The sequence below is a fragment of the Salinirussus salinus genome, from assembly GCF_009831455.1.
GTDB lineage: Archaea > Halobacteriota > Halobacteria > Halobacteriales > Haloarculaceae > Salinirussus > Salinirussus salinus.
This window is the reverse complement of the sequence record NZ_WOWO01000002.1, coordinates 947,794-972,550: the sequence shown is the minus strand read 5'-3', so window position 1 is coordinate 972,550 and position 24,757 is coordinate 947,794. Positions and strand designations below refer to the sequence as shown.

The following is a 24,757-nucleotide window of genomic DNA, read 5'->3' as shown; positions in this document are numbered from 1 at the left end:
TTTGTTTGAGTATACCGAACGCTTCGGTAAAATAATGCTGATTCAGGACCAAAGTAGTCGGAGAGGTCTGATGGTGACCGCGATAGGTCCGAGCGGAGGTGACATACCGTAGAATGAACGGGGACGATCTCGAATCTGTCATCGAATCAGTTCAAGACTGGGCCGGCCCTCGAAGCGACATGGGACACGGATCGGATACGCAGACGGCACTCGTTGTCTCGTGCTCGATGAGCAGTTGCAAGCTCCGCGGGCCGCTGTGGCCGGTTGACGCTACCTGGAACGTCGTTAGCGTCGAGACTCTCGGGAATCAGACACAGGAACGATACGAGGGGAAAACGGTTCCAGACAGCACCATCGAGCATCTCAGAGCCCAGCACGACATCACAGCGGTCATCGTTGTGGGGCACACGAGTTGTGAGGTTCTCGAAGACGCCTATGAGCGGTGGGTTGCACCCGATGCAGACTCACCTGTCGGGGTCGAAGTACGGTTAAATCCGCTCCGCTCGCTCGTCGGCGAGGGGTTCGAGGAGGGAGTCCTGACGGAATCGCTGCCGCTTCAGAAGGTGCGGTACCGACTCGCCGAGTACAACGTCCGCCAACAGGTCCGATTTCTCCAGCAGGCACTCCCCTCGTCGGTGACGGTCGCTGGCTACGTTCACGATCAGGACGGTGCGTACAGTTCGTTCCCGGACAAGCGGTATCTGGTCACCCTCGACGGTGCGACAGACCCGACCACAATCCGGGCTCGTCTCCCCGACGATAAGTCGATACGTGTCGCAGGCCTCCTGGCCTGACTCCCCCTACCGGGCGTCTCCGTGCACGCTGAGAGACCATAATGTTCTATAATGGTTGAAAGACGAACAGAATGTGAATATAGATAGATTTAACAACCACTCTGTTCAAGGGGGTGGTGAAAGCGACCAGAAGCGGACCCGTCGGGACCGGCTCGGGTGCCGCAATAAGTCGTACGATGGGCTGAACGATGTCAGGACACAGTTCGAAACCGACGGTGGGAGCGCTCCCGGACACGACGGCGGATTCGCCGTTCGTGCCCGTTGCACTAACGTGGCTCGTGTGGTCGCTGTTCGTCGCGAGTGTCGTCGTCCTCATCGCCAGCATCCGGTTTGGTGCCGTATGGGAAATCCCTGGATTGGTTGCCATCGACGGCTTGACTGTGCTGATGTGGGTGGTGGTTACCTTCTTCAGCGGTATCGTTCACAGCTACTCACGCCGCTACATGGCCGGTAGCACCCACAAAACGAGGTTCTTCCTCGCTATGTTCGGGTTCACCGCAGCCGTGATGGCACTCGTCGCAGCCGACCACGTCGCACTGTTCGGATTCCTGTGGGTGGCGATGGGTCTGGTGATGGCCGAGCTCATCGGTGTCAACGAGGGCTGGAAACAGGCACAGGCCGCTGCGACGGTCGCTCGCAAGTACTTTATCGCCAGTAGCGTACTGCTTGGGATTGCGCTGACAGCGCTGTGGTGGACGACCGGCTCGACGACGGTCTCCGGAATCGGCGCGGCCGCCGACACGCTCGGTGGTTCGGTGTGGCTGGTCGCCGCCGGCGCGCTCGTGCTCGCGGCAATGATCCAGTCCGCCCTCATCCCGTTCCACGACTGGCTGCTCTCCTCAATGACCGCACCGACGCCGGCGTCTGCACTGATGCACGCCGGGTTCGTCAACGCGGGCGGCATCCTGCTGACTCGCTTTGCCCCGGTTATTACGGTCGACTCCACGCTCATGCTCGCAGTGGTGGCCATCGGCGCGGCGAGTGCTGGCGGCGGAAAGCTCCTGAAGTCGGTCCAGACGGACATCAAAGGCAAACTCGGCTGCTCGACAGTCGGTCAGATGGGCTTTATGATCATGCAGGCCGGGCTCGGTTTCTTCGGGGCTGCGATCACCCACCTCATTCTCCACGGGTTCTACAAGGCCTATCAGTTCCTCAGTTCGGGCGAACAGGTCGAACACACGAGTCCGAGCGAGACCACCGAGCACACGATCGGCCGTATGACGAGTGCCGTCGGCTTCGTCGTGGCGTTGCTGACCGGTCTCGCCGGTGGCCTGGTGTTCACGGTGCTAACGGGCAAGGGAGCAAGCGTCGACAGCGGCCTCCTGTTGACCTTCTTCGTCGTCTTCACCACGCTCCACGCGGCCCGCAGCGCAGTCCAGCACACCTCACTTCCGACGCTCGTCCGCTACGGGGCCGTTCCGCTGGTGTTCTTCCCGGCCATCGTCATCTACGCCGTTGTCTACGAAGGGGTCTCGGGCCTCCTGGATGTCAGCACGGCAACGACCGAACTGACCCTGCTCCACGGCGTCATCGCAGTCACCTTCGTCGGCATCTACGTCGCGATAGAGACTGGCATCCACGAGCACAGCCAGCGTCTCTACGTGGCACTGCTGAACGCCACCCAACCCTCATCGAACACCCTACTGACTTCCACGGAGGACTACAATGAGTACTGAATCCGCCATTCGCGACAGCATCGATGAAGCAGCGACCACTGTCGGCTCCCTCTGGCCCATCCACTCGTTCGTGACGGCCAACCCTCTCGCGGGGTTCGAGGATCAGCCGTTCGGGGAAGCCGTCGAACAGGCAGCCACTCTACTGGGCGGCCGCGGCTACCCCAGTGCCCGGACGTTCAAAACGGCGTTGGAACGCGGTCAGATCGACAAGGGAATCCTCGAAGAAGAACTCACCGAGGCGGGCTATGAGGACGACCCCGAGACGTTACTCGACCGGTTGGCCGAGGCGGCCGACGCGCCCGACGCCGTGAACGAGGCCGCTGACACTGCCCGGGACCACGTCGATAAAGTGTTGACCAAGTGGTTGGCAGCCTTCCTCGACGAAGGGAGCGCCCACTGGTCGATGCCGAACCGCGAGGCCGGGTTCTACACTGTCTTCCGTGGAATGGCTCAATACGACAGCGATATCCCCGACGGGGGGGTCATCGCCGACTTGCCGGAATCGCCGATCGAGGCTATTGAGGGGGCCCTGCAGTCGTACCCTGAGAGTCAGTGGATGCCAATCCTCGAGGAGCAACTGGCTGCGCTCCCGGGCTGGACCGGGTTCATCAAGCAGCGCGCCGAGGACGAGGATGCATGGCAGTCGATGTACCCGATTTCATTGGAAGGATACCTTGCGGCGCGTCTGGCACTGCTAGATGCCGTCGACGCTAACATCGAGCCCGCGAACGATGTGGGCAACGCAAACCCGGCCGATACCATCGCTCAGGCGTTCCTGCGTGCGTGGGAGGCGACCTACCGCGAAGCCCTCGTCGGGACCGTCGCGGCCCAGAGTCAGTCAGTGGACAACACCGATACGTCGGGAAGCCGCCCAGACGCGCAGTTGGTCTTCTGTATCGACACCCGTTCGGAGGTCATCCGCCGCCACATCGAGGCAACCGGTGACTACGAGACCCACGGGTACGCTGGCTTCTTCGGTATCCCGATGGAGTACCAGGGATACGATGCCGACGTGTCGGTCGATGCCTGTCCCCCGATTCTCGACCCTCAGCACCACATCACCGACGTTCCGACTGATGACGCTACGCAGGCACGCCATGACCGCTGGTCCGGCATGCGTGCAGCCGCCGACGAAGTCATTGAGATATTGGAGGCCAATGCGGCTACTGCTTACGGATACGTTGAGGCTGCTGGGAGCGGCTACGGGCTCTCACTCGCAGCCCGGACGCTCGTTCCCGGACGGGTCCACGGTCTGGTCGACGCCGCCGCCGAGCTGGTGCCCGACTACCACGAGTTCTGTGACCCGTTGGTCCACCACCAGCACACCGATTCCGGCGACCTGCCGCCCGGCCTGACCCACGAGCAGAAGGTCGAGTATGCCGCGACTGCCTTCGATTTGATGGGTTTCACGGAGTTCAGTCGGCTCGTCGTCCTCACGGGTCATGCTAGTGAGACGGCGAACAACCCCTACGACTCGAGTCTCGACTGCGGTGCCTGTGCGGGCAACCCCGGCGGGCCGAATGCTCGTGTCCTCGCGAAAATCTGCAACGAGGGGGCTGTCAGGGCCGAACTCCGCGACCGTGGCTTCGACATTCCTGAGGACACGGTCTTCGTTGCCGGACAGCACAACACGACGACCGACGAGGTGGAGCTGTTGGTGGATGACGTGCCAGAGAGCCACTCGGACGACCTCGACCAGTTGCATACGGACCTCACGACGGCGCGCGAGAACGCGACTACCGAGCGTGCCGAGGCGATGGGCGCCGACAGCGCCACCGGCGTCACCGAGACGGAACGTCGTGCCGCCGACTGGGCCGAGACGCGTCCCGAGTGGGGGCTGGCTGGCAACGCTGGCTTCGTGGTCGGACCCAGGGAGTTGACCAGCGGCTATGACCTCGACGGGCGTGTATTCCTCCACTCGTACGACTGGTCGACTGACCCCGACGGAGACGCGCTTGAGGCTATCTTGACTGGCCCCATGGTCGTCACCCAGTGGATCAACACCCAGTACTACTTCTCGACGGTCGACAACGCCGTCTACGGCAGCGGGTCGAAGGTGACCCAGAACCCAGTCGGTAACATCGGTGTCTATCAGGGCAACGGCGGCGACCTGATGGCCGGGCTCCCGCTCCAGTCACTGCTGATCGCAGACGACGAACCGCACCACCAGCCGCTCCGTCTCTCGACGGTCGTCCACGCGCCGGTCGAGCGCGTCACCGACATCTTGGCCGACCACGAGGAACTGACCGAAATTCTGGACAACAACTGGCTCTCACTGACAGTCGTCGATCCGACTCAGGATCACCGCGTCTTCCACTACGAGGGGTCCTTGGAGTGGATGGCGGTGTCCGAACAGACCAAAACACATCCGGGCATGTCTAGCACTCGGGCTGTCGCAGACGACTAGTCGTTCCGGAAACCGCGAACAGCGTTTGATGGGTTCTCGCCCTCGAACAGTAGAGAGTGAACAAGAGCAACTGCCCTGTTGGGTGTAACCGACTGAATCGACGCCCTGTCTTTCGCAAGCCAACTCTATCAGCTTCTGTGGGTGTGGACGGGGAGTTGAGACTACACCGGGTTCCGCGGGGCTGTGATGGGTTATTTCGGCTGAATCCAGTAGCAGAAACTGCTTCAGATCGCTCTCTGAAGGGTGGTCTTATTGGATGAACAACCGATTGGAGTGTCTCCGAAACCGCGGGTAGTGTCGCCACTCGGACACCGCGCTACCACCGGCAGAGACCCTCGCTATCCGATTCCGGTTTCCTTCTTCAGCAGCGTCAGCGTATTGTCGGCCGTCACAAGTGGCGAATGCTCGTATTCTCCAGTCAACTCAACCTGGACGAGCAAATCAACGGCTCGCCAGACCGAGTACAGCAGACACACGAAATAAAAGAACCGGAATCCGAAATCCGTCGACGTTGTCGCCGCCATGAACCGCTTTATCGATCTGTAACCGCTCTCGGCCTCCCACCTGTGGCCGTACTCCGTGATGAAAAGCCCGGCCCCGGCTGTGAGGAGAGCTAGCGCTGCCAGTGTCTCGGCGGCGAGATGATACCCGACCTCGCAGGGGGCAGTCGCAAGTTCCGGTATCTGACCTGTTGTATGAAACATCCCTAGAGGCCGAATTGCCGCACTGACTAGGATGGCGTAGCCCACACGTACCAGTTCACGAGGCATCCGGGTCACCGGGGAGCGCACTCGTAGTGTGCAGACGCATTGGTACGATGGCTCCTGTCAGTGGAGAACCGCTCGGCCCGGCTACAATACGTACGCCCCAGCAGTCAGCCCTTCCGCTGGGTGGCCCAGGGGATTCTCTTCGCTGGCGGGTCGCTCAGGATTCAGGTGTCCGGACAGTCACGGGACGACGCGACGAAGTCAGTAACTGTCTGACGTATCTCGTCCCCGTGGCCGAACACCAGATGACCGCCGGTCTCGTACCGCTGGAACGTCACGTTCGGGATTCGGTCGGCCATTCGCTTTGCGTCTTCAAATGACGCCAGCGGGTCGTCTTCTGCGTGAATGATCAGCGTCGGTGTGTCCAGACTCTCCAGGTCGTACTCACCGTAGTGCTCCGCCATGGCGGTGTTGGTCACGCGTTCGTCGTTGTAGACTCCTGGTTTTCGGGGCTCGACGGGTACGAGGGTTTCGAGCAGCGCCCCCACTCGGCGTCGCTCGTCCGACGACGCGGACTCGTAGTCGTCCGGATCGAGCCCGAACAGCTTGAGAAAGACCCACGGTGCGTGGTTCGCGAGCAACCAGAATACGGGGTCTTGGAGAACGCCGTGTGGCGGACCAGTCGGTCCCGCAAGTTCGTCAGCGCTCGGTGCCGTCGACCCGATCAGCACGAGAGCACGCGTCCGATGGGGGCGGTCGAGTGCGAACCTGATCGCGGGCGCACCGCCGGCCGAGGTGCCGACGACGACCGCGTCGTCGACTCCGAGTTCGTCGAGCAGTTCCGCGTACGCCCCCGCCTGGGCTTCCGGCGTCGCCTCGGTTGGCAGCTCCGAGCCAAGATAGCCGAACCGAGACGCGCCGATGAGCTTGACGTCACTGTCGAAGAGATTCACGCCCGTCTGGAGAGCTTGGTCGAACCCGCCGACGATGCCGTGCGAGACGAGCACCGGGACGCCGCACCCCAGGGTCCGATACTCCACGGTGCCGACTGACGTCTCGACGGTCTCGCTCTCGGCTCTGTCAACGGCCGCGTACGCCTCGTCCATGTCTGCCCGGTAGTTTCGATACGCGCGGTAGCCAACTGCGGTCGCCACGCCGAGCGCCACGATCGCAGCGGTCACTCGCGCCCGTCGCCCGAGAGTGCTCATCGGTAGGGCCGCCGACCAGACTGGCGGCGAAGAAGCGCGAGAGGTTCGACGTTGTGTGAATCCAGACCGACGTTTTTCACCAAAACCACCACCTCTAACACCCTCACTGTTTCCTCGGAGCTTCCGGCTCACGGCTCCTCGACCGCGCGTCCGAGTAGAGATACGCGCCCGCATAGCCGCCGACCGCGCTCAATCCGATGATCCAGGCGAAAAGCAGCGGAAACATGACCAGCAGGACAATGGCGAGTTCCACGCCCCCGGCTCCTAGCGCTCCAGGCTGCCAGAGGAAGAGGCCAAAGCCCAGAACGAGCACGAGGAGTATCGGAATAACCGCGATACCCCCAGAGATCGCGCCAGTCTTCACACCGCGCTCCGGGGACACCTTCTGTAGATAGCCCGCGATCCCCCCACCGAGCAGTGCGGAGAAGCCTGTAAACGCGAGGACGACCGTTACCACTGCGCCGATGGCTGCATTCTTGAGTTCGGTTCGTTCGACCATGCTAGCTGTTGAACTGGCAGCCGAATAGAGTGCGCCGCCTGTTCCAGCAGGCCGGGAATCAACCTCGGAATTAATATATTTTGATTTTACATTTATGGGTGATGTCTTCGAATCCCGGCCCAAGCCAGTCTCCGGGAATGACCGGGTCTTGGTTCACTATGACCCTTCGACAACGTCTCGATGTGCTCCCCCGGGTACAGACGCACGAGCTGCTCCAGGTCGACGACGAGAGGATGCAACAATCATGAGTAGCATGCACACCGTCCGCAGGTGGATCGAGGAACGCCCGGTTCTCGCGTTCTTTGCCGGTGCATACGCGCTCACCTGGGGAATCTGGTTCCCGGTATTGACTGCTATCGACCGGGGGTGGATCGCGTACAACACGACCGCTATCCTCGCCCTCGTCGCCGGGAGCTTCGGACCGCCCGTCTCGGCCGCGATCGTGACGTACCTGACGGGCGGGAGTCTGAAAGGCTGGTTCTCGCAGGCGCTCCGGTGGCGCGTCGCGCCGCGCTGGTGGCTCGCCGCGCTCGGGCTCCCCCTGGTTCTGTACGCCCTCATGGCAGGGGTCCACATCCTGCTCGGTGGACGATTGAACTGGAACGAGGTCAGTCCGCTTGCGTCCATGCCCCTGGCGTATCTGAATATCTTCATCTGGGGTGGTGGCAACGAGGAGTTGGGCTGGCGGGGGTTCGCACTCCCCTACCTGCAGGAGCGATACAGCGCCCTCGTCTCGAGTCTCGTCATCGGCGCCGTCTGGGCCGTCTGGCACGCACCCGCTGGTATCATCGAACGGGGCGTCACCGGCTGGGCGGTCGACTTGCCCATCTACGCGGTCATCGTCATCGGTATCTCGATCGTCGCGACGTTACTGTACAACAGCACGGGCGGCAGCGTCCTGCTCACGATGGTGTTCCACGCGGGAGTGAACGCGGCTCAGGGGCTCTATCCCGTCGAAGGGATGTTCACGCCGACCGGGGAACTCGCTCGCTTCGTGGCGTGGGCGGTCCTCGTCGGTGCGCTCTTGCTGGCGTTCGGCTGGCGGAGTCTCGCCCGCGGTGATGTCACTGACGCCGCGCAGGCAGGGATGCGCCGTCTCCCGGATGGCGCCGAGTCGAGACGCCAACACCCGACGGACTAACACCATGACCAAACGTTCCACCCCCCGACCCATCGAAGAGGGGTCGCCGGTCGAGTTCGAGCGACGGCCGGGACCACCGGCGCTGTTGTTCGGTGTGACGGGACTGCTCATCGCGGTCGTCCCGCTCGCGCTCTCCCCACACCCCTGGAGCCGGTGCAGCTTCGCCGTCGTCCTGTCGGCGACGCTCACCGTCATAACGGGCGTCGGCTGGGCCGCCCTCCGGATCGACGGGCTCACCGCACGGGACGTACACCTGCCAGCCGCTCGTGGTGGCGGAGGTCCCGGTCTTCGAGTTCGCGTCTCTGGCAGGCATTCCGGCCCTCACCCGCAGGGCGTGGTACTACCGTTGGTTAGCGAGCGGGGCGAACGCCTCCGAGTTCTCCCCGCAACGGCAACAGGGGGTGAGTAGATGACCGACTGGCGGGACAGAGCACTGAGAACGGGAGCACGGGGGGAGCCGCAATCCGCTCGTCCGGCAGGCCATCGCGTATCGCACGACGAGATGCTTCGCGGTCTCACCACCCTGTCATGAGTTCGATACACGCTCGCGACGCACCGGCAGCCGAGGAAGTGCATACTGCTCGCCGGGGGCTTTTCCTCTATTTCGGTGTGGTCCTCCTGATGTCGATCCCGCTCCTGTATCTGATCATCAGTGCCGGCACCCCCATCGAGCAGCAACTCGAGTACGTCCTTCTCCTCATGTGGACGCCCGCAATCGCCTCGGCCGTCGCACGCGTCGGCAACGGCGAGGGGTTCGATGACCTGTCGTTCCGACTGAGGCGTCGCGAGGTGGTCGTTCGGGTGCTCCAGGCGATACTGTTCCCGTTCGTCGTCGGCGCCATCGCGTACGGTACCGCCTGGGGATTCGGTCTCGTCGCGTTTTCTGCTCCGGCAGGCACGCCGGATCCGATGTCGGCATTCGCTGGGAATTTGCTCTTTGCCGCGACGCTCGGAGCAGTCCTCGGTGTCATCTCGGCAGCCGGGGAAGAGATCGGATGGCGGGGATACATGACCTCTCGCCTGGTCACCGCCGGGGTACCGGCACCGATTCTGACGGGAGGCGTTCTGTGGGGGTGCTGGCACGTCCCCGCGATTCTGACCGGACAGTACGCCGCGGGTGAGTCCCGGGCACTCTCGGCCGCGTTGTTCGTCGTCGTGGCAGTGTCCCTGACGGTGCTCTGGTCGGCGTGGACGCTGGAAACTGGAAGCATCTGGCCGGCGATACTGGGCCACTCCGCGTGGAATGCGGTCATCCAGGGACCGTTCGACACGTTTTCGAGCGGCGCGCGAGCGACGACGTGGGTCGGCGAGTCCGGAGTACTTGTCGTCGTAACGACGATCATCGTCGCTGTCGTATTCGTCTCCGACAGAGTCGCAAATCGAGTCGGGCGCGTGTGGCGCTCTTCTCACTGACCCCCTCGATCCGGTCTAGCAGCGCGTGGGGACTGTGCTTGAATCCCGGGGGTGTACTCACCGGCAGCGGATCCGGGTCGTAGTGAGATACACTCGGCGCTATTCGTCGCCCAGCGACCGGGGATACCGGGCTCAGTCGCCTGTGGTACCCATCGTCGGTGACGGAAAGTCTGTCGGCCGTACTTTCTTCGCCCACCGCCGGTAGAGCAGGAGGACGACAGTAGCCAGCGGGAAGACGAGGAGTGTCAGGTCAGTCACCGGCCCACGTTTCGCCGACGAACGCGGTAAATACGCAGCGACCACCCAATCGCTCAGAGGCACAGAGCACACTGATCACGTGTACTGATGACGGTGATCGTCTTTCGGGGGCTGCTCTCGCTCCGCCATCGACCGGAGGTACATCAGGGCCAGCACGGTTGAGACGACGATCGGCAGGAACGTGAAGAAGACAGCAACGGGGCTGACAGTCACCGTCTCTCCTGTCATAAGTACGAGCGTCATGATACCGATAGGGGCCGCGAGCGTCGCACCGAGGATCAACACGACACCGGTGAGGACGTACCCCCAGGTACGCCCTCGAAGCAACCACACCGCAGCGAGGAATACCGAGGGCACCACGACGCCCAGATCGATGACGTGACTCGCCAGCGCCTGTGGCCCCGACTCCTCGACCAGCGACGGCGTGGTCCCACTGAGTAACGATGGCACGAGATCAGACAGCCACAGTGCGGCCAACCCAGCCCCGATCACCAGCAGGGTCCCACCGTACAGCGTCGGATTGATATACTCCTCGACCCGCCGACGGACCGTGTCCGGGTCGGTCGTGAGCATACCGCCGACGAACGTGAACAGAGAGAGCCCGAACAGCGACACGTACACGAGAAACAGCTCGTTGTACGGAGTTTGGGTGGCTATCGAGGCCCACATGTAGGTCATAAACGCCAGCCCTCCGAGCCAGACGATACGACCACGGGGTGAGTTCCGCATTTCCATCCACAGCCCGGCAGCCAGGACGGGAATACCGATGAGGAGTATCGTGAAATCCTGTACTTGATAGGATGTGACGAGGTCAGGAGCGGCCCGGTAGTGGTTAGGCCGGAAGAGGCCTACCAGCGACGACAGTGTAGCGAGAGCGATGACGGCCACTGTCGAGATGCGGTGCCACAGACGAAATTGACTGGGCATGGTGTTCACCGGACTATTGTTGGACAGGTAACACATTAGCTGTGTCGGTGGTTCTCCTCAGTTGAGAACCCGTTCACAGGCGCCAGAACCGGTCACGAGTCCTCCTTCGAGTTTGCGCGTCTGGTTCCGGCGAGCGGTCGATCCGCTCGTACAGACCGAATTGACCGGTAGATACGAACAGCCGCCGATCACGACAGACCAGGACACGCTTTCCCTGCTGAAGAAGGAAACCGGAGTCGGGTAGCGGGCCAGCCGGGCAAGGATGACCCCGAGTAACGTTGTCCGCCGGCTCAGAAACCACCAGTCTCATTGTTGGAATGATAAACGGCGGCTGAGAACTGACCCACACCAGTCCCCGACGGTCAATCAGTCCGTGCCCGCGCATTACCGCCAGGCCCACTGTAGTCCAACTTCTCTGCGGAAACCCGCACTCCCGTGTGACTCGCCGCGTTTCATGTCCGGGACGCGGCCTGCCACTCGAAATCCTTATGCCCGCCCGATTTGCTACGCCATACCATGGCAGAACCGGAGCGACGCCCCGCGACCGAGCAGGGAGAGATCATGGAGAAAGGCTGGGCGGAGGCCGAGCCGGTCGAGGAGGAGGTCATCGACTGCGACGCCCACATCCGCGAGGAGATCGACGACCTGATCCCCTACATGGAGGAGGGCGAGGAGAAACGCTACGCCGAGAGCGAGTACTTCGGCTACCCCAGCGACGGCTGGGACCGCTCGGCCGGCGGCCGGTCGGGATACGCCTCCGTCGAGGGGCCGGAGGACGAGCGCGAGGTGATGGAGCGGTTCGGGCTGGACACGGCGGTCATCACCCCCACCCGAAACCTCTACCACGGTCTCATCGGCAACCGGGACGTGGCCAACGAGCTCTGCCGGGCGTACAACCGCTATCTGATGGACACCTGGCTCGACGCCGGCGACCTGTTCAAGGGCACGGTGCTTGTACCCGTCCAGGACCCCGAAGTGGGCGCCGAGGAGATCGACAAGTACGGCCAGAAAGACGATGTCGTCGGCGTGTTCCTCAATCCCGTCGGCCCCGAGAAGGCGCTGGGCGACCAGCGTTACGAGCCGGTCTACGAGGCCGCCGAGCGCCACGACCTCACCATCGGCATCCACGGGGCCGCAACGACCCACTCGACGTTCCCGCTCCAGACCAACTACTTCCACAAGTTCCTCGAGGTCCACTCGATCTCCCACCCCTTCCAGCAGATGGCCCAGATCACCAGTATCATCTGCCGTGGCATCCCCGAGCGGTTCGACCTGCGCTTCGTCTCGATGGAGGCGGGGCTCGGGTGGGTACCCTACATCTACCGGCTCGACAAGGAGTTTCTCGCCCGGCCCAACGAGGCGCCGGACCTGGACCGCCTGCCCTCGGAGATCTGGGCTGAGGACTTCTGGGTGGTCTCCCAGCCCATGGAGGAGACCATTCCGGACGGCTGCATCGACGCGATGGCCGAACTCGCCGGCGGGTGGGACAACCTCCTCTTCGCGACGGACTGGCCCCACTGGGACTTCGACGCCCCCTCCGTCGTGAAGAAGACGATGCCCCGCGAGCGCTGGGAGCAGGTCTACCACGAGAACGCCCGCGCGGCCTTTCCCGGTGTATGAGCGCCGACACCGAGGGCGACGCGACCGACCGGTACCGCGTGGGGAGCCTCGAGGAGGTCGAGGCACAGCCCCAGGTGGTGGACGTGCGAGGCGAGAAGTACCTCGTCTGCGTGGCCGGGGACGGCCTCTACGCCTACCGGAACGTCTGCCCCCACCAGGGCGGCCCCGTCGCAGAGGGTCGGGTCGACACCGAGGACGGCCGGGTCGTCTGTCCCTGGCACGGCTGGGAGTTCGACCTCGACGGCGGCGCGAACTGCTTCGACACCGACGTCGGCGCCCGGCTCCCGCAGGCGGAGTGCGTCGTCGAGGGCGGCGACGTCTACCTCCGACTCTGAGGCCGCGCTTCGGCCGAACGGCCACGCCCCCGGCCGACGGTGACCGGCTGCCCGGCGCGCCCGTCCGGCGCGGCTATTCGGACCGGCGGTCCGGGGGTGCCGTCCTCGCTGATAAGAACCCTTAATTTTCGGGACGCCTATGTCGACCCGTGAGCTCCCCGTTCGAGATTCTGCGGGTCGACCCCGACGCCGACGAGGAGGAGATCAAGGAGGCCTACCGCGAACGGATGAAGGAGACCCACCCCGACCAGGGCGGGTCGGCGCGGGCGTTTCAGGCCGTCAGGGAGGCCTACGAGCAGGCCATGTCGGGGGAGCGGCCGGCGTCGGACGGGGAGGCCCACCACGGCGACGGTGACGCCGGCGACGACGCCAGCGGGCGGGACTCGCGGTCGATGCACCCCGAGGTCGAGTACCTGAACTACGAGGTGCTCGACGACTACGGCTGGGGGCTGGAGGACCCGGACCTCTTCGAGAAGGCGGCCGACGCGGACCTCGGGACGGTGGACTACGGTAGCTTTCGGGTCGAGCCGGGCGACACCCTGCTCGAAGCGGCGGAGCACGAGGGGTACGCCTGGCCCTACGCCTGCCGGGGCGGAGCGTGTGCGAACTGTGCGGTCGTCGTCAGGAAGGGGGAACTCTCCACGCCGATCGACCACATCCTCCCCGACGAGATGGTCGAGGAGGGCATTCAACTGTCCTGTAATGCGGTTCCGCTCTCGGACCACCTCCAGGTCCTCTACAATGTCAAACACATGCCCGAACTCGAGGACCTCCTGTTACCCCCCAAGCCATTCGAGCAGGCGCACGCCGACGACTGAACCCCGACTCGCGGGGCGCCGGGCGCGATACCCCAGTCAGTCCGGCCGCTCCATCCGGAACCGCTCGCGCGTGTAACAGTAGCCGCTACCGGCCAGCCGGCCGACCGCCGCCACCTCGTCGACGTCGACTTTCCCCTCGTCGGTGAGGATGCCGTCGCTGAGGTGGGCGTAGACTACCTCGCCGAGCACCAGCGTGTTCGAGCCGACCTCGACGGTGTCGTAGAGCTGGCACTCGTAGGCGGCCTCGACCCCGGCGACCCGCGGGGGCTCGACGGCCGTGGACGCGGCCCGCTCCAGGCCCGCGTGGTCGAACTCGCTGTCCCCGGGCGGGAGGGTGGCGCTGGTCTCGTTCATCGCCTCGGCGAAGGGCTCGGTGACGACGTTGAGCACGAACTCGCCGGTCTCGCGGGCGTTGCGTGCGGTGTCGCTGAGGCCCTCCGGCCGGTCCGGGCGGGCGACCGTCGAGAACAGGAGGACCGGCGGGTCGACGCTGGCCACGGTAAAGAAGGAGTAGGGGGCGAGGTTGTCGGTTCCATCCGGCCCGGTCGTCGACACCCAGCCGATGGGGCGGGGGACCACCGTGCCCGTCAGCGTCCGGTACATCGACCGCTCGTGTGTCCGCGGGTCGACTTCCATACCCGGCCCTGGGGCCGGCGCGGTATAGGTGTGTGCGGTTCGACGTTCACTCCCCGAGGTCCATCGACGAGTGTCCCTCGCCGGCGAACTCGGGGGTGCCGGTGAGCACGCCCCGCAGCCCCGTCAGGGGGTCGCCGACCCGGATACCCTCGCCGGTGATGGCAAACTCCCGGAGGGTTCGCTCGTAGTCACTGGTTCGTTTTTTGAGGACGCCGATGGCCTTCCGGAGCTCTCCCTGAAATTCGAGGTGTCGCAGGAAGACGATGTTGTCCGCGAGGTAGCTGACGTTCCGCTCGGTGGCGCGGAAGTCGCCGACAACCGCGCTGGTCTCGTCGACGAGCAGCGACGTCACCCCCATGTTCTTGAGGTAGCGCCCGAGGGCGTGGAGCTGCTGGAGCATCCCGTCCTCGCTCTCGAGGGTCAGCCGGTAGCCCGAGAGCCCATCGAGCATCACCATTCCGGCGCCGTAGTCCTCGACTTCTTCGCGGACCATAGCGGCGAACTCCTGGGGCGAGAGGTCGAGCGCCTCCATCTCCTCGACCCGGAGGGTTCCCGCCTCGACCATCTCGCCGACGGGGACCCCGATGGCCTCCGAGCGCTTGCGGAACGTCCCCGCCGACTCCTCGAAGAGGTAGACCACCGACCGCTCGCCCCGGGTCGCGGCCTGGTTTGCGAACTGCGTACAGAGGGTCGTCTTCCCGACCCCGGTGGGCCCGCTGACGATGGTGACCGACCCGCGCTCGACCCCGCCGTTGAGCAGGTCGTCGACCTCGTCGACGCCCGAGGAGAGCGTCTCCCGGTCGGCCGAGCGGCCGTGTTCGTCCGGCGCGAGCGCGGGGTAGACCTCGACCCCATCGCCGGTGATCCGGAAGGCGTGGTCGCCGCCTCTCGTCGCCGAGCCGCGGAACTTCGGCACCGTCACCCGGCGCTGGTCGCCGTCGGTCCGCAGCGAGACGTAGCCGTCGCTGATGAACTGGAGGTCGTCGGTCGGGTTCCGGCCGGTCTCCTGGACGGTAAAGAGCACGGTCGCGCCCCGGGATTTGAGGTAACGGGTGAAACCGACGACCTGCTTGCGGAACTGGTAGTCGTCGTCGATGACGTAGCGGAGTTGCGTCAGCGGGTCGACGACCACCCGGTCGGGGTCGACGGCTTCGACACGCTCCGTGATCGCCTCGGTCAGCGGACCGGCCTCGACGTCGGCCGCGCTGAAGACGTCGTAGGAGCGGTCCTCGGTGAACACGTCCGCGCCGGGGCTGAGGTCCAGAAACTCGATGTCATCGGTGCCGAAGCCGAGCGAGGCGGCGTCGGCTTTGAGTTCCTCGACGTCCTCCTCGAGGTTGACGAACAGCGCCGTTTCCCCGTCCCCGACCGCGTCCAGAAAGTGGAAGCCGAGGATCGTCTTCCCCGCGCCTGCGGGGCCGTGGAGCATGTAGCTCCGCCCCTCGATGTAGCCCCCGCCGACGATCTCGTCGAGTGGTCCAACCCCCGTCGACAGCCGCACTCGTTCGGTCATTGGCCGAGGCAGGCGAGGGATCCGTATAAATCTGCGGCCACAAGACGGAAATATCGGTGGTACAATGTTCAGAAAACGGAAACAGGACTGATGAACAGCGCCGACCACAGTGTCGCCGTCCGCGCCGAGACCAAACCCGCAGTCCTGCTTTGCATGTCGCCGGGCCGGGACCGGGAGCTGCTTGCCGACTGGCTGGCTGCCCAGGCAGGGTACGGGCTCTCGGTCGCTGACCCCGCGAGCGAGGCTGACATCCCGACGGATTACGACCTCTGTCTCCTCGACGCGGCGGCGATGGAACACGCCAGGGAGGAGCTGTCGGCGGCCGTCGAGGCGGCCGACCCGGTCTTTCTCCCGCACCTGCTCGTCGCGCCGGACGACGCCGTCGAGGAGGCACTCGGCTCCGCGACGCCGGTCGACGAGGTGGTGACGATGCCGGTCGACCAGCAGGTGTTACACCGCCGCATCGAGAACCTGATCGACGCCCGGCGGGCCTCGCTCAGGCTCGCGGAACGGGAAGAACAGTACCAGCAGCTGGTCGAGCTGACTCCCGAGACGGTGCTCGTGCTCCGGGACGGCGACGTGGTCTACGCCAACGCCGCGGCTGCGGAGACGTTCCGGGCGGCCGAACCCGAGGCGCTCCACGGCCCGGTCACCGACCTCGTCGCCCCCGACCAGCACGACACGCTGTTTGACCTGCTTGCAGAGGTCGGCCGGGACGGCAAGCTGGACTCCTTCCGGGACCTCCGGCTGGTCTCTGCGACCGGCGCGACGGTGTTCGCGGAGGTGGCCGGCGTCACGGTCACCTTCGAGGGCGAGCCGGCGGTCCAGCTGGTCATGCGCGACGTCACCGAGCGACGCGAGCGCGAACAGCAGCTCAGCCTCTTCGGCAAGGCCATCGAGACCGCCCGGCAGGGCGTCACCATCGCCGACGCCCGTCAGGACGACGAACCACTCATCTACGTCAACGAGGCCTTCGAGGAGATCACCGGCTACTCGACTGGTGAGGTACTCGGCCGGAACTGTCGGTTTCTCCAGGGGGCCGAGACCGACGAGGAGACCGTCGCGGAGGTCCGACGGGCGATCGACGACCGCCGGCCGGTCGTCACCGAGCTGTTGAACTACCGGAAGGACGGCACGCCCTTCTGGAACCGCCTCGAGGTCGTCCCGGTGCGCGACGAGGACGGGGAGGTGACCCACTTCCTCGGCCTCCAGCGCGACGTGACCGGACGACGCGAACGCGAGGAGCGACTGGAGGTACTCGACCGCGTACTCCGCCACAACATCCGCAACCGAATGAACGTCATCCGCAGCCGGGCCGAACTCCTCCACGAGGAGTACGGCGACGACTCCATCGAGACGATAATCGAGGCCGCGGACGACCTCATCGGGATCAGCGATCAGGTCCGGAAGTTCCAGAGTCTCGTCTCGGCCGAGGACCACGACCTCGAGCCGCACGACCTCAGGACCGTCCTCGAGGAGGCTATCGCGAGGGTGCGCGACGAGCACCCGGCTGCGCGCATCCGGCTGGACTGCCCCGACGAGGCCGTCGCGGAGGTCCACCGGACGCTGCCGGCCGCGTTCGGACAGGTGCTGGAGTTCGCCGTCGACGGGACGACCCTCCCGACCGACCCGGGATCCGGCTCCGACTCCACCCCAGAGATCGACATCCGGGTCACGGTCGGGGAGGAATCGGTGACGGTGGAACTGCTCGACTACGCCGGGACGATCCCCCACGCTGACCTGGACGCCATCGGCCGCGGCAGCGAGACTCCGCTCCAGCACTCCCGCGGGATGGAGCTGTGGCTGGTCCGGTGGGCGGTACTCACATCTGACGGTTCGCTGTCCGTCGAGGAGTCTCCTCCCGTCGAGACGGACACCGGGGTCGACGACGAAGCGGCGGCTGGTACCGGGAACGACACGGCGACCCCGGACTGCGGGGAGCCCGTCGGGTGTCTCCGGATGCGGTTCAGGCGGGCCCGGCAGGAGTGAGCGCGACGTTCCTCCCTGCGGTTTGACCGGGGAAGCACCGAAAGGTATCACTGTCACCCGGCCCAATCGCGGGTATGCCACAGGGTTCTCCTTTCGCCCCGCACACGGCCGCGGAGACGGCCGCGATGCTCTCGGCTGTCGGCGCCGACAGCGAGGCGGCGCTGTTCGACGTCCCCGAGCCGGTCCGGTTCGACGGGGACCTCGGTATCGAGGCCCGCAGCGAACGCGCGGTCCGCGAGGAGGTCGCCGGGACACTCGCCGCGAACGCCGACCTCACGGAGTTTCTCGGGCGCGGCCACCACGACCACTACGTCCCGTCGCTAGTCGACCACGTCGCCGACCGCTCTGAGTTTCTCACCTCCTACACCCAGTACCAGCCCGAGGTCGCCCAGGGCTTCCTGCAGGCGCTGTTCGAGTTCCAGTCGATGGTCGTCGAGCTCACGGGGCTGGACGTGGCCAACTGCTCCGTCTACGACGCCGCGACCGCGCTGGGCGAGGCCGCGACGCTCGCCGCCCGGGTGCGCGCGACCGACGGCGACCGCGTGCTCGTGCCCGAGTTGCTGCGCGAGGGGAAAGCCGACGTGCTCCGCAACTACGCGGCCGGTGCGGGGCTGACCGTCGACTCCTACCCCCACGACGACGGCGTCGCCGACGTCGGCGCGCTGGCCGACCGGGCCGGCGAGGACACCATCATGATATACGCGGAGACCCCCACCGTCCGGGGGACGGTCGAGGAGTCGCTGTCGGAGATCGGCGCGGTCGCCGACGAGCACGGCGCGCTGTTCTGTCTGGGCTCGGACCCGGTCGCGCTCTCGCTTCTGGAGGAGCCCGCGGCCGCCGGCGCGGACGTGGTGGTCGGCGACGCCGCCACGCTCGGGCTGGGGACCGCCTACGGGATGGGGACGGGGCTGTTCGCGTGCCGGGAGGACTTCCTCCGGCAGGTACCGGGCCGGCTGGTCGGCGCGACCGAGGACGCCGCCGGCCGCCGGGCCTACACGCTGACGCTGCAGACCCGCGAGCAGCACATCCGCCGGGAGCGGGCGACCTCGAACATCTGCACGAACCAGGCCTGGGTGGCGCTGCGGGTCGCGATCCACGCCGCTTACCTGGGGCCCGACGGGCTGGTCGACCTCGCGAAACGGTGTGTCCGGCTGTCCGGGGAGACCGCCGAACGCGTCGACGGGGTGCCCGGGATACAGGCTCCCTACCACGACCGCCACCACTTCCGGGAGTTTCTCGCCCACACCGACCAGCCGGCACCCGCCGTCGCCGGGGACCTGGCCGAGGAGGGATACGCGGTCCACGCCGTCGACGACCACCTCCTCCAGGTCGCTGTGACCGAGACGACGGCCGACGAGGTGGACGGGCTGGTCGCCGCGCTCCGGGAGGTGGCCGGATGAGATACGACCAGGCCCGGTGGGCCGAGGACGACCGCTATGAACCCCTCCTTTCCGAGAAGGACACTACGGAGGTCGACGTGGGTGGGGAGGATTCGCCGCTGCCCGACGACCTCACCCGCGATTCGCTGGAGCTACCCGGCCTCGCGGAGCCGGAACTCGCGCGTCACTACACCCGTCTCTCGCAGATGAACTACGGGGTCGAGAGCGGTCCGTTCCCGCTGGGCTCCTGTACCATGAAGTACAACCCCAAGTTCACCGAGGACGTGGCCGCGCTGCCCGACGCGGCGGTCCACCCGGACCGCCCGGCCGAACACGCCCAGGGGACGCTGGCGGTGCTCGCGGGCCTGCAGGACTACCTGGCGCGGATCGGCGGGATGGACGCCGTCTCGCTGCAGCCGCCGGCGGGCGCGGCCGGGGAGTTCGCGGGCATCCTGGTCGCCCGGGCCTACCACGAGCACCGCGGCGACGAGCGGTCGGAGGTCATCGTCCCTGAGAGCGCCCACGGGACCAACTTCGCCAGCGCCGCTATGGCCGGCTTCGACGTCGTGGAGCTCCCCGGTGCGGAGGACGGTCGCGTGGACCTGGACGCCCTGGAGGCGGCGGTCGGCGAGGAGACGGCGGCGCTGATGCTCACCAACCCCAACACTCTCGGACTCTTCGAGCGCGACATCGAGGAGATCGCCAGGACCGTCCACGACGCCGGCGGCCTGCTCTACTACGACGGGGCCAACCTCAACGCCCTGCTGGGGCGGGCTCGTCCGGGCGACATGGGTTTCGACATCATGCACTACAACGTCCACAAGACCTTCGCGACGCCCCACGGCGGCGGCGGCCCGGGCGCCGGCCCCATCGGCGTCGTCGAGGACCTCGCTCCCTTCCTGCCGACACCCCGCGTTCGGGAGACGGACCACGGGTCCGGGGGCGGGGACGCCCCCGACTACGAGCTGTTCGAGCCCGAGCACACGATAGGGAAGGTCCACGGCTTCGAGGGGAACTGGCCGGTCCTGCTGAAGGCCTACGCCTACATCGCGCGGCTGGGCGACGGGGGGCTGCGCGACGCCAGCGCCAAGGCCGTCCTGAATGCCAACTACCTCGCCGAGCAGGTCGACTACGATGTCCCCTTCGGCCCCTTCCACCACGAGTTCGTCGCCAGCGCCGGCGACCAGGACGCCGCCGACGTGGCCAAGCGGATGCTCGATTACGGCGTCCACCCGCCGACGACCAAGTGGCCCGAGATCGTTCCCGAGGCGCTGATGACCGAGCCGACAGAGGCCGAGAGCAAGCGCACCCTCGACCAGCTCGCCGAAGCGTTCAACGCCGTCGCCGGCGAGGACGACGCCACCCTCGAAGCCGCGCCCGAGCGGCCGGCGGCCCGCCGGGTCGACCAGGTCGGAGCCGCCCGCGAGCCCCGGCTCTCCTGGCAGGCACTCCGGGGCGGGGAGTGAGCGTGCCGGTCCGCCCGGGAGCAGGGCCGTCAGACCGCCCGCCGGCGTGGCCACAGCACTTAACACCGCTCGACAGCACGTGCAAGCGAACCTGATGAGTCAGGCAGTCCTCCACATCCGTCCGCAATCAGTCGGTCCTTCGCTCTCTGACTCGTTCCCGCTGGTCGTCACTGCGGCGACCTGGGACGGGGCGCTGACGGTGCTCGCGGACACCGACGTGGAGTGTGTCGTCGTCGACGGGGCGCTCGACGGGGCCGCCGACGTTCTCGAACGGCTCGCCGCCCGCACGCCGGAGTTGCCGGTCGTCGCCACCACCGCAACCCCCGACCCGGCTTTCGCCCTGGTGGCTGCCGAGACCGGTGCCGAGTACTATCCACGGACGGGCGAGGGGAGCCTCGCCGACCGGATCCGGGATGGCTCCGGAGGGGCGCCCGGGCCCGGCTCCGACGCCGCCAGCCCTCCCGGCGACGACGCGGACGGCGCGGCCGAAGGGGTCGCGGACGGCGCGGGGGCGGCGCGGGCGACCGACTCCTCGCTGCCCGCCGACAGCGGGGCCTTCGAGGCCATCGCCAACAGCACCTCCGAGGCGATCCTGACGATCGACGCCGACAGCACCATCGTCTACGCGAACGACGGCGTCGAGACGGTCACCGGCCACACTCCCGAGCAGCTGCTGGGGGAGTCGCTGACGACGCTGATCCCCGAGCGGTTCCACGACGCCCACCACCGGGGCGTCGAGACGTACCTCGCGGAGGGCGAGCGCACCATCGACTGGAGCGGGGTCGAACTCCCGGTGCGTCACGCCGAGGGCCACGAGGTCCACGCGCGGATCTCCTTCGGCGAGTTCGAGCGCGACGGGGAGGTCTACTTCACAGGGCTGGTCCGGGACATCACCGACCGGGTCGAGCGCGAGCGCGACCTCGAGGAGACGAAAACCCGGCTGGAGCTGGCCCTCGAAGGGGCGGGGTCGGGCGTCTTCGACTGGGCGGTCGACGACGGCGAGATCCGCCTCGAGGGGCCGGCCGTCGAGTTCGCGGGGCTTGGCGAGGGGCGGGCGACGGTCACGCCCGCGGAGTTCGTCGGGATGATCCACCCCGAGGACAGAGACGCCGTCCGGGGGGCCGCCGAGCGGGCCCGCCGGGGTGGCCGGCTGGCGGTCACCTGCCGGGTGACCACCGGTGAGGAGACCCGGTGGGTGGAGATACAGGGCGAACCCGCCGACGACGACCACGACCGGGTGGTCGGCGTGGTCCACGACGTCACCGACCGCGAGCGCGCCCGCCGGGAGCAGGAGCGCAATCAGGAGGCGCTGCGCTCGCTGCAGGCGCTGGCGTCCGACCCCTCCCTCTCCCTCGACGAGCGGGTTGACCGCGCCCTGGAGGCCGGCAGCGAGCGGCTCGGGCTGAACGTGGCCTTCCTCACCGACATCGACCCCGAGGCCGACGAACTCCGGGTCACCCACGCCCGCGGCGACCACCCCGGGGTCCAGGCCGGCGTCGAGGCCCCGCTCTCGCGGGCGTACTGCCGCCGGACCGTCGACGGGCCCGGGCTGACCGAACACGCCGACGTCCCGGTCGAGCTGGGTACCGACCCGGCCTACGAGGACACCGGGCTGGCGTGCTACCTCGGCGCGCGTATCACTGTCGACGACGAACTCCGCGGGACGCTCTGTTTCGCCGACACCGACCCGCGCGTGGAGTTCTCGGAGGGCGAGCGGACCTTCATCGAGCTGCTCGCGGAGTGGGTGAGCCACGAGCTCGAACGCGAACGACGCGAGGCCGAACTCGCCGCGGCCCGGGAGCGCGCCGAGCGGGTGTTCGAGCGGATCGACGACGCCTTCTTCGCGCTCGACACCGACTGGGAGTTCACCTACATCAACGGCCGCGCCGAAGCGGTGCTCGACGTCACCGCCGAGGCGGTGCTCGGGGAGCGCGTCTGGGACGTCTTCGAGGCGGCTGTCGACACCCAGTTCGAGCGGGAGTACCGGCGGGCCATGGAGGACCAGGAACCGACCAGCTTCGAGTCGTACTACCCGCCGCTCGACCTGTGGTTCGAGGTCAGCGCCTACCCCGCCCCCGACGGGCTGTCGGTCTACTTCCGTGATATCACCGAGCGGAAACGCTACCGCGAGGCGCTGGCGAACCTCCACGACACCACCCGGTCGCTGATGGCCGCCTCGACGGTCGAGGACGTGATCGAGGTCGCAGTCACCGCCGCCGAGGAGACGCTTGGCTACGACGCCGGCGTCCGGCTGTACGACGAGGAGACCGACAGCCTGTGGCTGGCGACGCTCGGCGAGGGGACGGGCAACCGGGTCGAGGCGGCCGACCGGCCGACCTACGTACCCGGCGAGGGCGGCGCGGGGCTGGCCTTCGACCACGGCGAGACCGTCCGCCGCGAGGGCGAGGCCGTCGACGTCGAGGAGTACGAGGCAGCGGTCTACGCGCCGCTGGGGGAGCACGGGACGATGAGCATCGGTGCGCCCGAGGCCGACGCCTTCACCGAGTACACCCAGCCGCTGGTGGAGCTGCTGGCCTCGAACGTCGCGGCGGCGCTCGACCGCGTCGAACGCGAGTCCGAGCTTCGCACCTACGAGACGGTCCTGGAGAGCGTCCAGGATATGGTCTACGTCTGCGGGTCGGACGGGCGGCTCACCTACGTGACCGAGCCGCTCGCGGCGTGGCTGGGCCGCGACCGCGACGACCTGGTCGGGACGCCGCTGGCCGACGTGCTGGCGGCTCCCGACCGGGCGGTCAGCCAGGCGGTCGACCGGCTCCGGGCCGGCGACGCCGACAGTGCGAGCGCCGAGACGGCGCTCCGGTCGGCGGACGGCGAGCAGCTCCCGGTGACCATCGACCTCTCGCTGTACCCCGGCGAGGGGTTCGCGGGGACGGTCGGCGTGGTCCGGGACCGCTCGGAGCTGCTGGCGACCGAACGCGCGCTCCAGTCCGAACGCGAGCGCTTCAGCTACCTCTTCGATAGTCTCTCGGACGCGGTCGTCGACGTCGTCCTGGAGGACGGACGGCAGGTCGTCGAGTCGGTCAACGACGCCTTCGAGGAGGTGTTCGGCTACGACGCCGCGGCGGTCGTCGGCGAGGACCTGGACAGCTACCTCCTCCGCGAGGGGGAGGAGCCGGTCGACCTCCCCGAGGCGCTCGCGACCGGGGTCGAGGGCGAGGCCGGCGAGGCGGGCCGGTCGTTCACCGCGGAGGTCCGCCGGCAGACCGCCGACGGGCCCGCCGACTTCCTCTTTCGCGGGGTGCCATTCGCCGACGCCGACGGCACCACCCACGTGCTTGGCATCTACACCGACATCACCGAACAGAAGCGCCGCGAGCGCCGGCTGGAGGTGCTCAACCGCGTCCTCAGACACAACCTCCGGAACGACCTGGCGGTCATCCTCGGCTACGTCGAACACCTGGCGGCGACCCTGGACGGGGAGGAGGCGACCCTGGCCGAGAAGGCAGCCGCGAAGGCGACGGAAGTCGCGGACGTGGCCGACCGGGCCCGCGAGATCGAGAAGGTCGCCGGGGCCGACGACCGGGTCCCCCGGAGGCTTCGGGCGCTGGTCGAGGACGGAGTCGGCCGGGTCACGGTCCCCGGAGACGCGACCGTCACGACCGAAGTCGACGAGGGAGTCGAGGTCCGGGCCGACGAACGGCTGACGCTGGTGGTCACCCACCTCGTCGAGAACGCCATCGAGCACAACGACGGCCCGGCGACGGTCCGCGTGTCCGGCGGCGAGACGGAGACGGGGGTGACGGTCGCGGTCGCCGACGACGGCCCGGGGCTACCCGACGCGGAGTGGGCCGTCGTCGCCGGGGAGACGCCGCTGACGCAGCTCTCCCACGCCAGCGGGCTCGGGCTCTGGCTGATGCGGTGGGTCGTCGAGGCGTACGGCGGCCGGTTCGAGCGCGCCGAGAGCGAGCTGGGCGGGACTGTCGTCCGGCTCCACCTGCCGGCCTGAGGCG

General features: G+C 66.9%; 18 protein-coding genes and 1 pseudogene. 12 read left to right on the top strand and 7 right to left on the bottom strand.

Features of this window, described 5'->3' with window-relative positions:
- Window positions 1-113: 113 nt before the first annotated feature.
- From GN153_RS08225 to GN153_RS08215, 3 genes are all read left to right on the top strand, one after another.
- Window positions 114-794, top strand: coding sequence for a PadR family transcriptional regulator (locus GN153_RS08225; RefSeq protein WP_159901588.1), 681 nt, complete (start codon window positions 114-116; stop codon window positions 792-794).
- A 188-nt stretch (window positions 795-982) separates the two neighbouring features.
- A complete protein-coding gene (locus GN153_RS08220) occupies window positions 983-2,470 on the top strand; it encodes a proton-conducting transporter transmembrane domain-containing protein (RefSeq protein WP_159901586.1) in 1,488 nt (495 codons plus the stop codon).
- Window positions 2,460-4,877 (top strand): DUF2309 domain-containing protein, encoded by a 2,418-nt coding sequence (locus GN153_RS08215; RefSeq protein ID WP_159901584.1) that lies wholly within the window; start codon window positions 2,460-2,462, stop codon window positions 4,875-4,877. The genes GN153_RS08220 and GN153_RS08215 overlap by 11 nt, the downstream gene beginning before the upstream one ends.
- Window positions 4,878-5,215: 338 nt before the next feature.
- Here the strand turns inward: GN153_RS08215 and GN153_RS08210 are convergent.
- The 3 genes and pseudogenes from GN153_RS08210 to GN153_RS08200 form a co-directional block, all read right to left on the bottom strand.
- Window positions 5,216-5,464, bottom strand: a pseudogene (locus GN153_RS08210) (transposase); the annotation flags it as partial.
- A gap of 344 nt (window positions 5,465-5,808) precedes the next feature.
- Window positions 5,809-6,765 (bottom strand): alpha/beta fold hydrolase, encoded by a 957-nt coding sequence (locus tag GN153_RS08205; RefSeq protein WP_159901582.1) that lies wholly within the window; start codon window positions 6,763-6,765, stop codon window positions 5,809-5,811.
- A gap of 130 nt (window positions 6,766-6,895) precedes the next feature.
- Window positions 6,896-7,291 (bottom strand): DUF5518 domain-containing protein, encoded by a 396-nt coding sequence (locus GN153_RS08200; protein WP_159901580.1) that lies wholly within the window; start codon window positions 7,289-7,291, stop codon window positions 6,896-6,898.
- A 244-nt stretch (window positions 7,292-7,535) separates the two neighbouring features.
- Between GN153_RS08200 and GN153_RS08195 the strand changes: the two genes are divergently transcribed.
- Together GN153_RS08195 and GN153_RS08190 are read left to right on the top strand one after the other, a co-directional pair.
- The gene (locus GN153_RS08195) at window positions 7,536-8,432 is read left to right on the top strand and encodes a CPBP family intramembrane glutamic endopeptidase (protein ID WP_159901578.1); all 897 of its coding nucleotides are present in this window, start codon (window positions 7,536-7,538) and stop codon (window positions 8,430-8,432) included.
- Window positions 8,433-9,053: 621 nt separating this feature from the next.
- Window positions 9,054-9,845, top strand: a complete 792-nt coding sequence (locus tag GN153_RS08190; protein ID WP_159901576.1) for a CPBP family intramembrane glutamic endopeptidase — start codon at window positions 9,054-9,056, stop codon at window positions 9,843-9,845.
- Between the two features lie 132 nt (window positions 9,846-9,977).
- On the opposite strand, the gene GN153_RS17795 is transcribed toward GN153_RS08190, so the two are convergent.
- Complete coding sequence (locus GN153_RS17795) at window positions 9,978-10,103, bottom strand: hypothetical protein (RefSeq protein WP_268893121.1); 126 nt, start codon at window positions 10,101-10,103, stop codon at window positions 9,978-9,980.
- Window positions 10,104-10,178: 75 nt separating this feature from the next.
- Window positions 10,179-10,991: a hypothetical protein gene (locus GN153_RS08180; protein ID WP_201287829.1), complete on the bottom strand. Its 813-nt coding sequence runs from the start codon at window positions 10,989-10,991 to the stop codon at window positions 10,179-10,181.
- Between the two features lie 555 nt (window positions 10,992-11,546).
- Between GN153_RS08180 and GN153_RS08175 the strand changes: the two genes are divergently transcribed.
- The 3 genes from GN153_RS08175 to fer all read left to right on the top strand — a co-directional run bounded on the left by GN153_RS08175 (window position 11,547) and on the right by fer (window position 13,803).
- A complete protein-coding gene (locus GN153_RS08175; RefSeq protein WP_159901572.1) occupies window positions 11,547-12,650 on the top strand; it encodes an amidohydrolase family protein in 1,104 nt (367 codons plus the stop codon).
- Window positions 12,647-12,985 (top strand): Rieske (2Fe-2S) protein, encoded by a 339-nt coding sequence (locus GN153_RS08170; RefSeq protein WP_159901569.1) that lies wholly within the window; start codon window positions 12,647-12,649, stop codon window positions 12,983-12,985. The genes GN153_RS08175 and GN153_RS08170 overlap by 4 nt, the downstream gene beginning before the upstream one ends.
- A 149-nt stretch (window positions 12,986-13,134) precedes the next feature.
- Window positions 13,135-13,803, top strand: coding sequence for a ferredoxin Fer (gene fer / locus GN153_RS08165; RefSeq protein ID WP_159901567.1), 669 nt, complete (start codon window positions 13,135-13,137; stop codon window positions 13,801-13,803).
- A 36-nt stretch (window positions 13,804-13,839) separates the two neighbouring features.
- Here the strand turns inward: fer and GN153_RS08160 are convergent, their stop codons facing one another.
- Together GN153_RS08160 and GN153_RS08155 are read right to left on the bottom strand one after the other, a co-directional pair.
- Window positions 13,840-14,439, bottom strand: coding sequence for a flavin reductase family protein (locus GN153_RS08160; protein ID WP_159901565.1), 600 nt, complete (start codon window positions 14,437-14,439; stop codon window positions 13,840-13,842).
- Between the two features lie 46 nt (window positions 14,440-14,485).
- Window positions 14,486-15,952, bottom strand: a complete 1,467-nt coding sequence (locus GN153_RS08155) for an ATPase domain-containing protein (RefSeq protein ID WP_201287828.1) — start codon at window positions 15,950-15,952, stop codon at window positions 14,486-14,488.
- A gap of 90 nt (window positions 15,953-16,042) precedes the next feature.
- On the opposite strand from GN153_RS08155, the gene GN153_RS08150 reads away from it, so the two are divergent.
- The 4 genes from GN153_RS08150 to GN153_RS08135 all read left to right on the top strand — a co-directional run bounded on the left by GN153_RS08150 (window position 16,043) and on the right by GN153_RS08135 (window position 24,753).
- Window positions 16,043-17,941, top strand: coding sequence for a PAS domain S-box protein (locus GN153_RS08150; protein ID WP_159901563.1), 1,899 nt, complete (start codon window positions 16,043-16,045; stop codon window positions 17,939-17,941).
- Between the two features lie 74 nt (window positions 17,942-18,015).
- Entirely contained in the window at window positions 18,016-19,341 is a 1,326-nt protein-coding gene (gene gcvPA, locus GN153_RS08145) for an aminomethyl-transferring glycine dehydrogenase subunit GcvPA (RefSeq protein WP_159901561.1), read from the top strand.
- Window positions 19,338-20,786 carry an aminomethyl-transferring glycine dehydrogenase subunit GcvPB gene (gene gcvPB / locus GN153_RS08140; protein ID WP_159901559.1) on the top strand — a complete coding sequence of 483 codons (1,449 nt, stop codon included), beginning with the start codon at window positions 19,338-19,340 and terminating at the stop codon, window positions 20,784-20,786. The genes gcvPA and gcvPB overlap by 4 nt, the downstream gene beginning before the upstream one ends.
- 94 nt (window positions 20,787-20,880) lie before the next feature.
- On the top strand, window positions 20,881-24,753 hold the full coding sequence (locus GN153_RS08135) for a PAS domain S-box protein (protein ID WP_159901557.1): 3,873 nt from the start codon (window positions 20,881-20,883) through the stop codon (window positions 24,751-24,753).
- The last annotated feature ends 4 nt before the right edge of the window (window positions 24,754-24,757 follow it).

What these genes read in the sequence shown, in the direction of transcription:
- GN153_RS08170 (WP_159901569.1), top strand. Translation starts at nt 12,647, where the DNA reads ATGAGCGCCGACACCGAGGGCGACGCGACCGACCGGTACCGCGTGGGG.
- GN153_RS08150 (WP_159901563.1), top strand. Translation starts at nt 16,043, where the DNA reads ATGAACAGCGCCGACCACAGTGTCGCCGTCCGCGCCGAGACCAAACCC.
- GN153_RS08135 (WP_159901557.1), top strand. Translation starts at nt 20,881, where the DNA reads ATGAGTCAGGCAGTCCTCCACATCCGTCCGCAATCAGTCGGTCCTTCG.
- GN153_RS08160 (WP_159901565.1), bottom strand. Translation starts at nt 14,439, where the DNA reads ATGGAAGTCGACCCGCGGACACACGAGCGGTCGATGTACCGGACGCTG.
- GN153_RS08195 (WP_159901578.1), top strand. Translation starts at nt 7,536, where the DNA reads ATGAGTAGCATGCACACCGTCCGCAGGTGGATCGAGGAACGCCCGGTT.
- GN153_RS08200 (WP_159901580.1), bottom strand. Translation starts at nt 7,291, where the DNA reads ATGGTCGAACGAACCGAACTCAAGAATGCAGCCATCGGCGCAGTGGTA.
- GN153_RS08175 (WP_159901572.1), top strand. Translation starts at nt 11,547, where the DNA reads ATGGCAGAACCGGAGCGACGCCCCGCGACCGAGCAGGGAGAGATCATG.
- GN153_RS08190 (WP_159901576.1), top strand. Translation starts at nt 9,054, where the DNA reads ATGTCGATCCCGCTCCTGTATCTGATCATCAGTGCCGGCACCCCCATC.
- GN153_RS08225 (WP_159901588.1), top strand. Translation starts at nt 114, where the DNA reads ATGAACGGGGACGATCTCGAATCTGTCATCGAATCAGTTCAAGACTGG.
- gcvPB (WP_159901559.1), top strand. Translation starts at nt 19,338, where the DNA reads ATGAGATACGACCAGGCCCGGTGGGCCGAGGACGACCGCTATGAACCC.
- GN153_RS08155 (WP_201287828.1), bottom strand. Translation starts at nt 15,952, where the DNA reads ATGACCGAACGAGTGCGGCTGTCGACGGGGGTTGGACCACTCGACGAG.
- gcvPA (WP_159901561.1), top strand. Translation starts at nt 18,016, where the DNA reads ATGCCACAGGGTTCTCCTTTCGCCCCGCACACGGCCGCGGAGACGGCC.
- GN153_RS08220 (WP_159901586.1), top strand. Translation starts at nt 983, where the DNA reads ATGTCAGGACACAGTTCGAAACCGACGGTGGGAGCGCTCCCGGACACG.
- GN153_RS08215 (WP_159901584.1), top strand. Translation starts at nt 2,460, where the DNA reads ATGAGTACTGAATCCGCCATTCGCGACAGCATCGATGAAGCAGCGACC.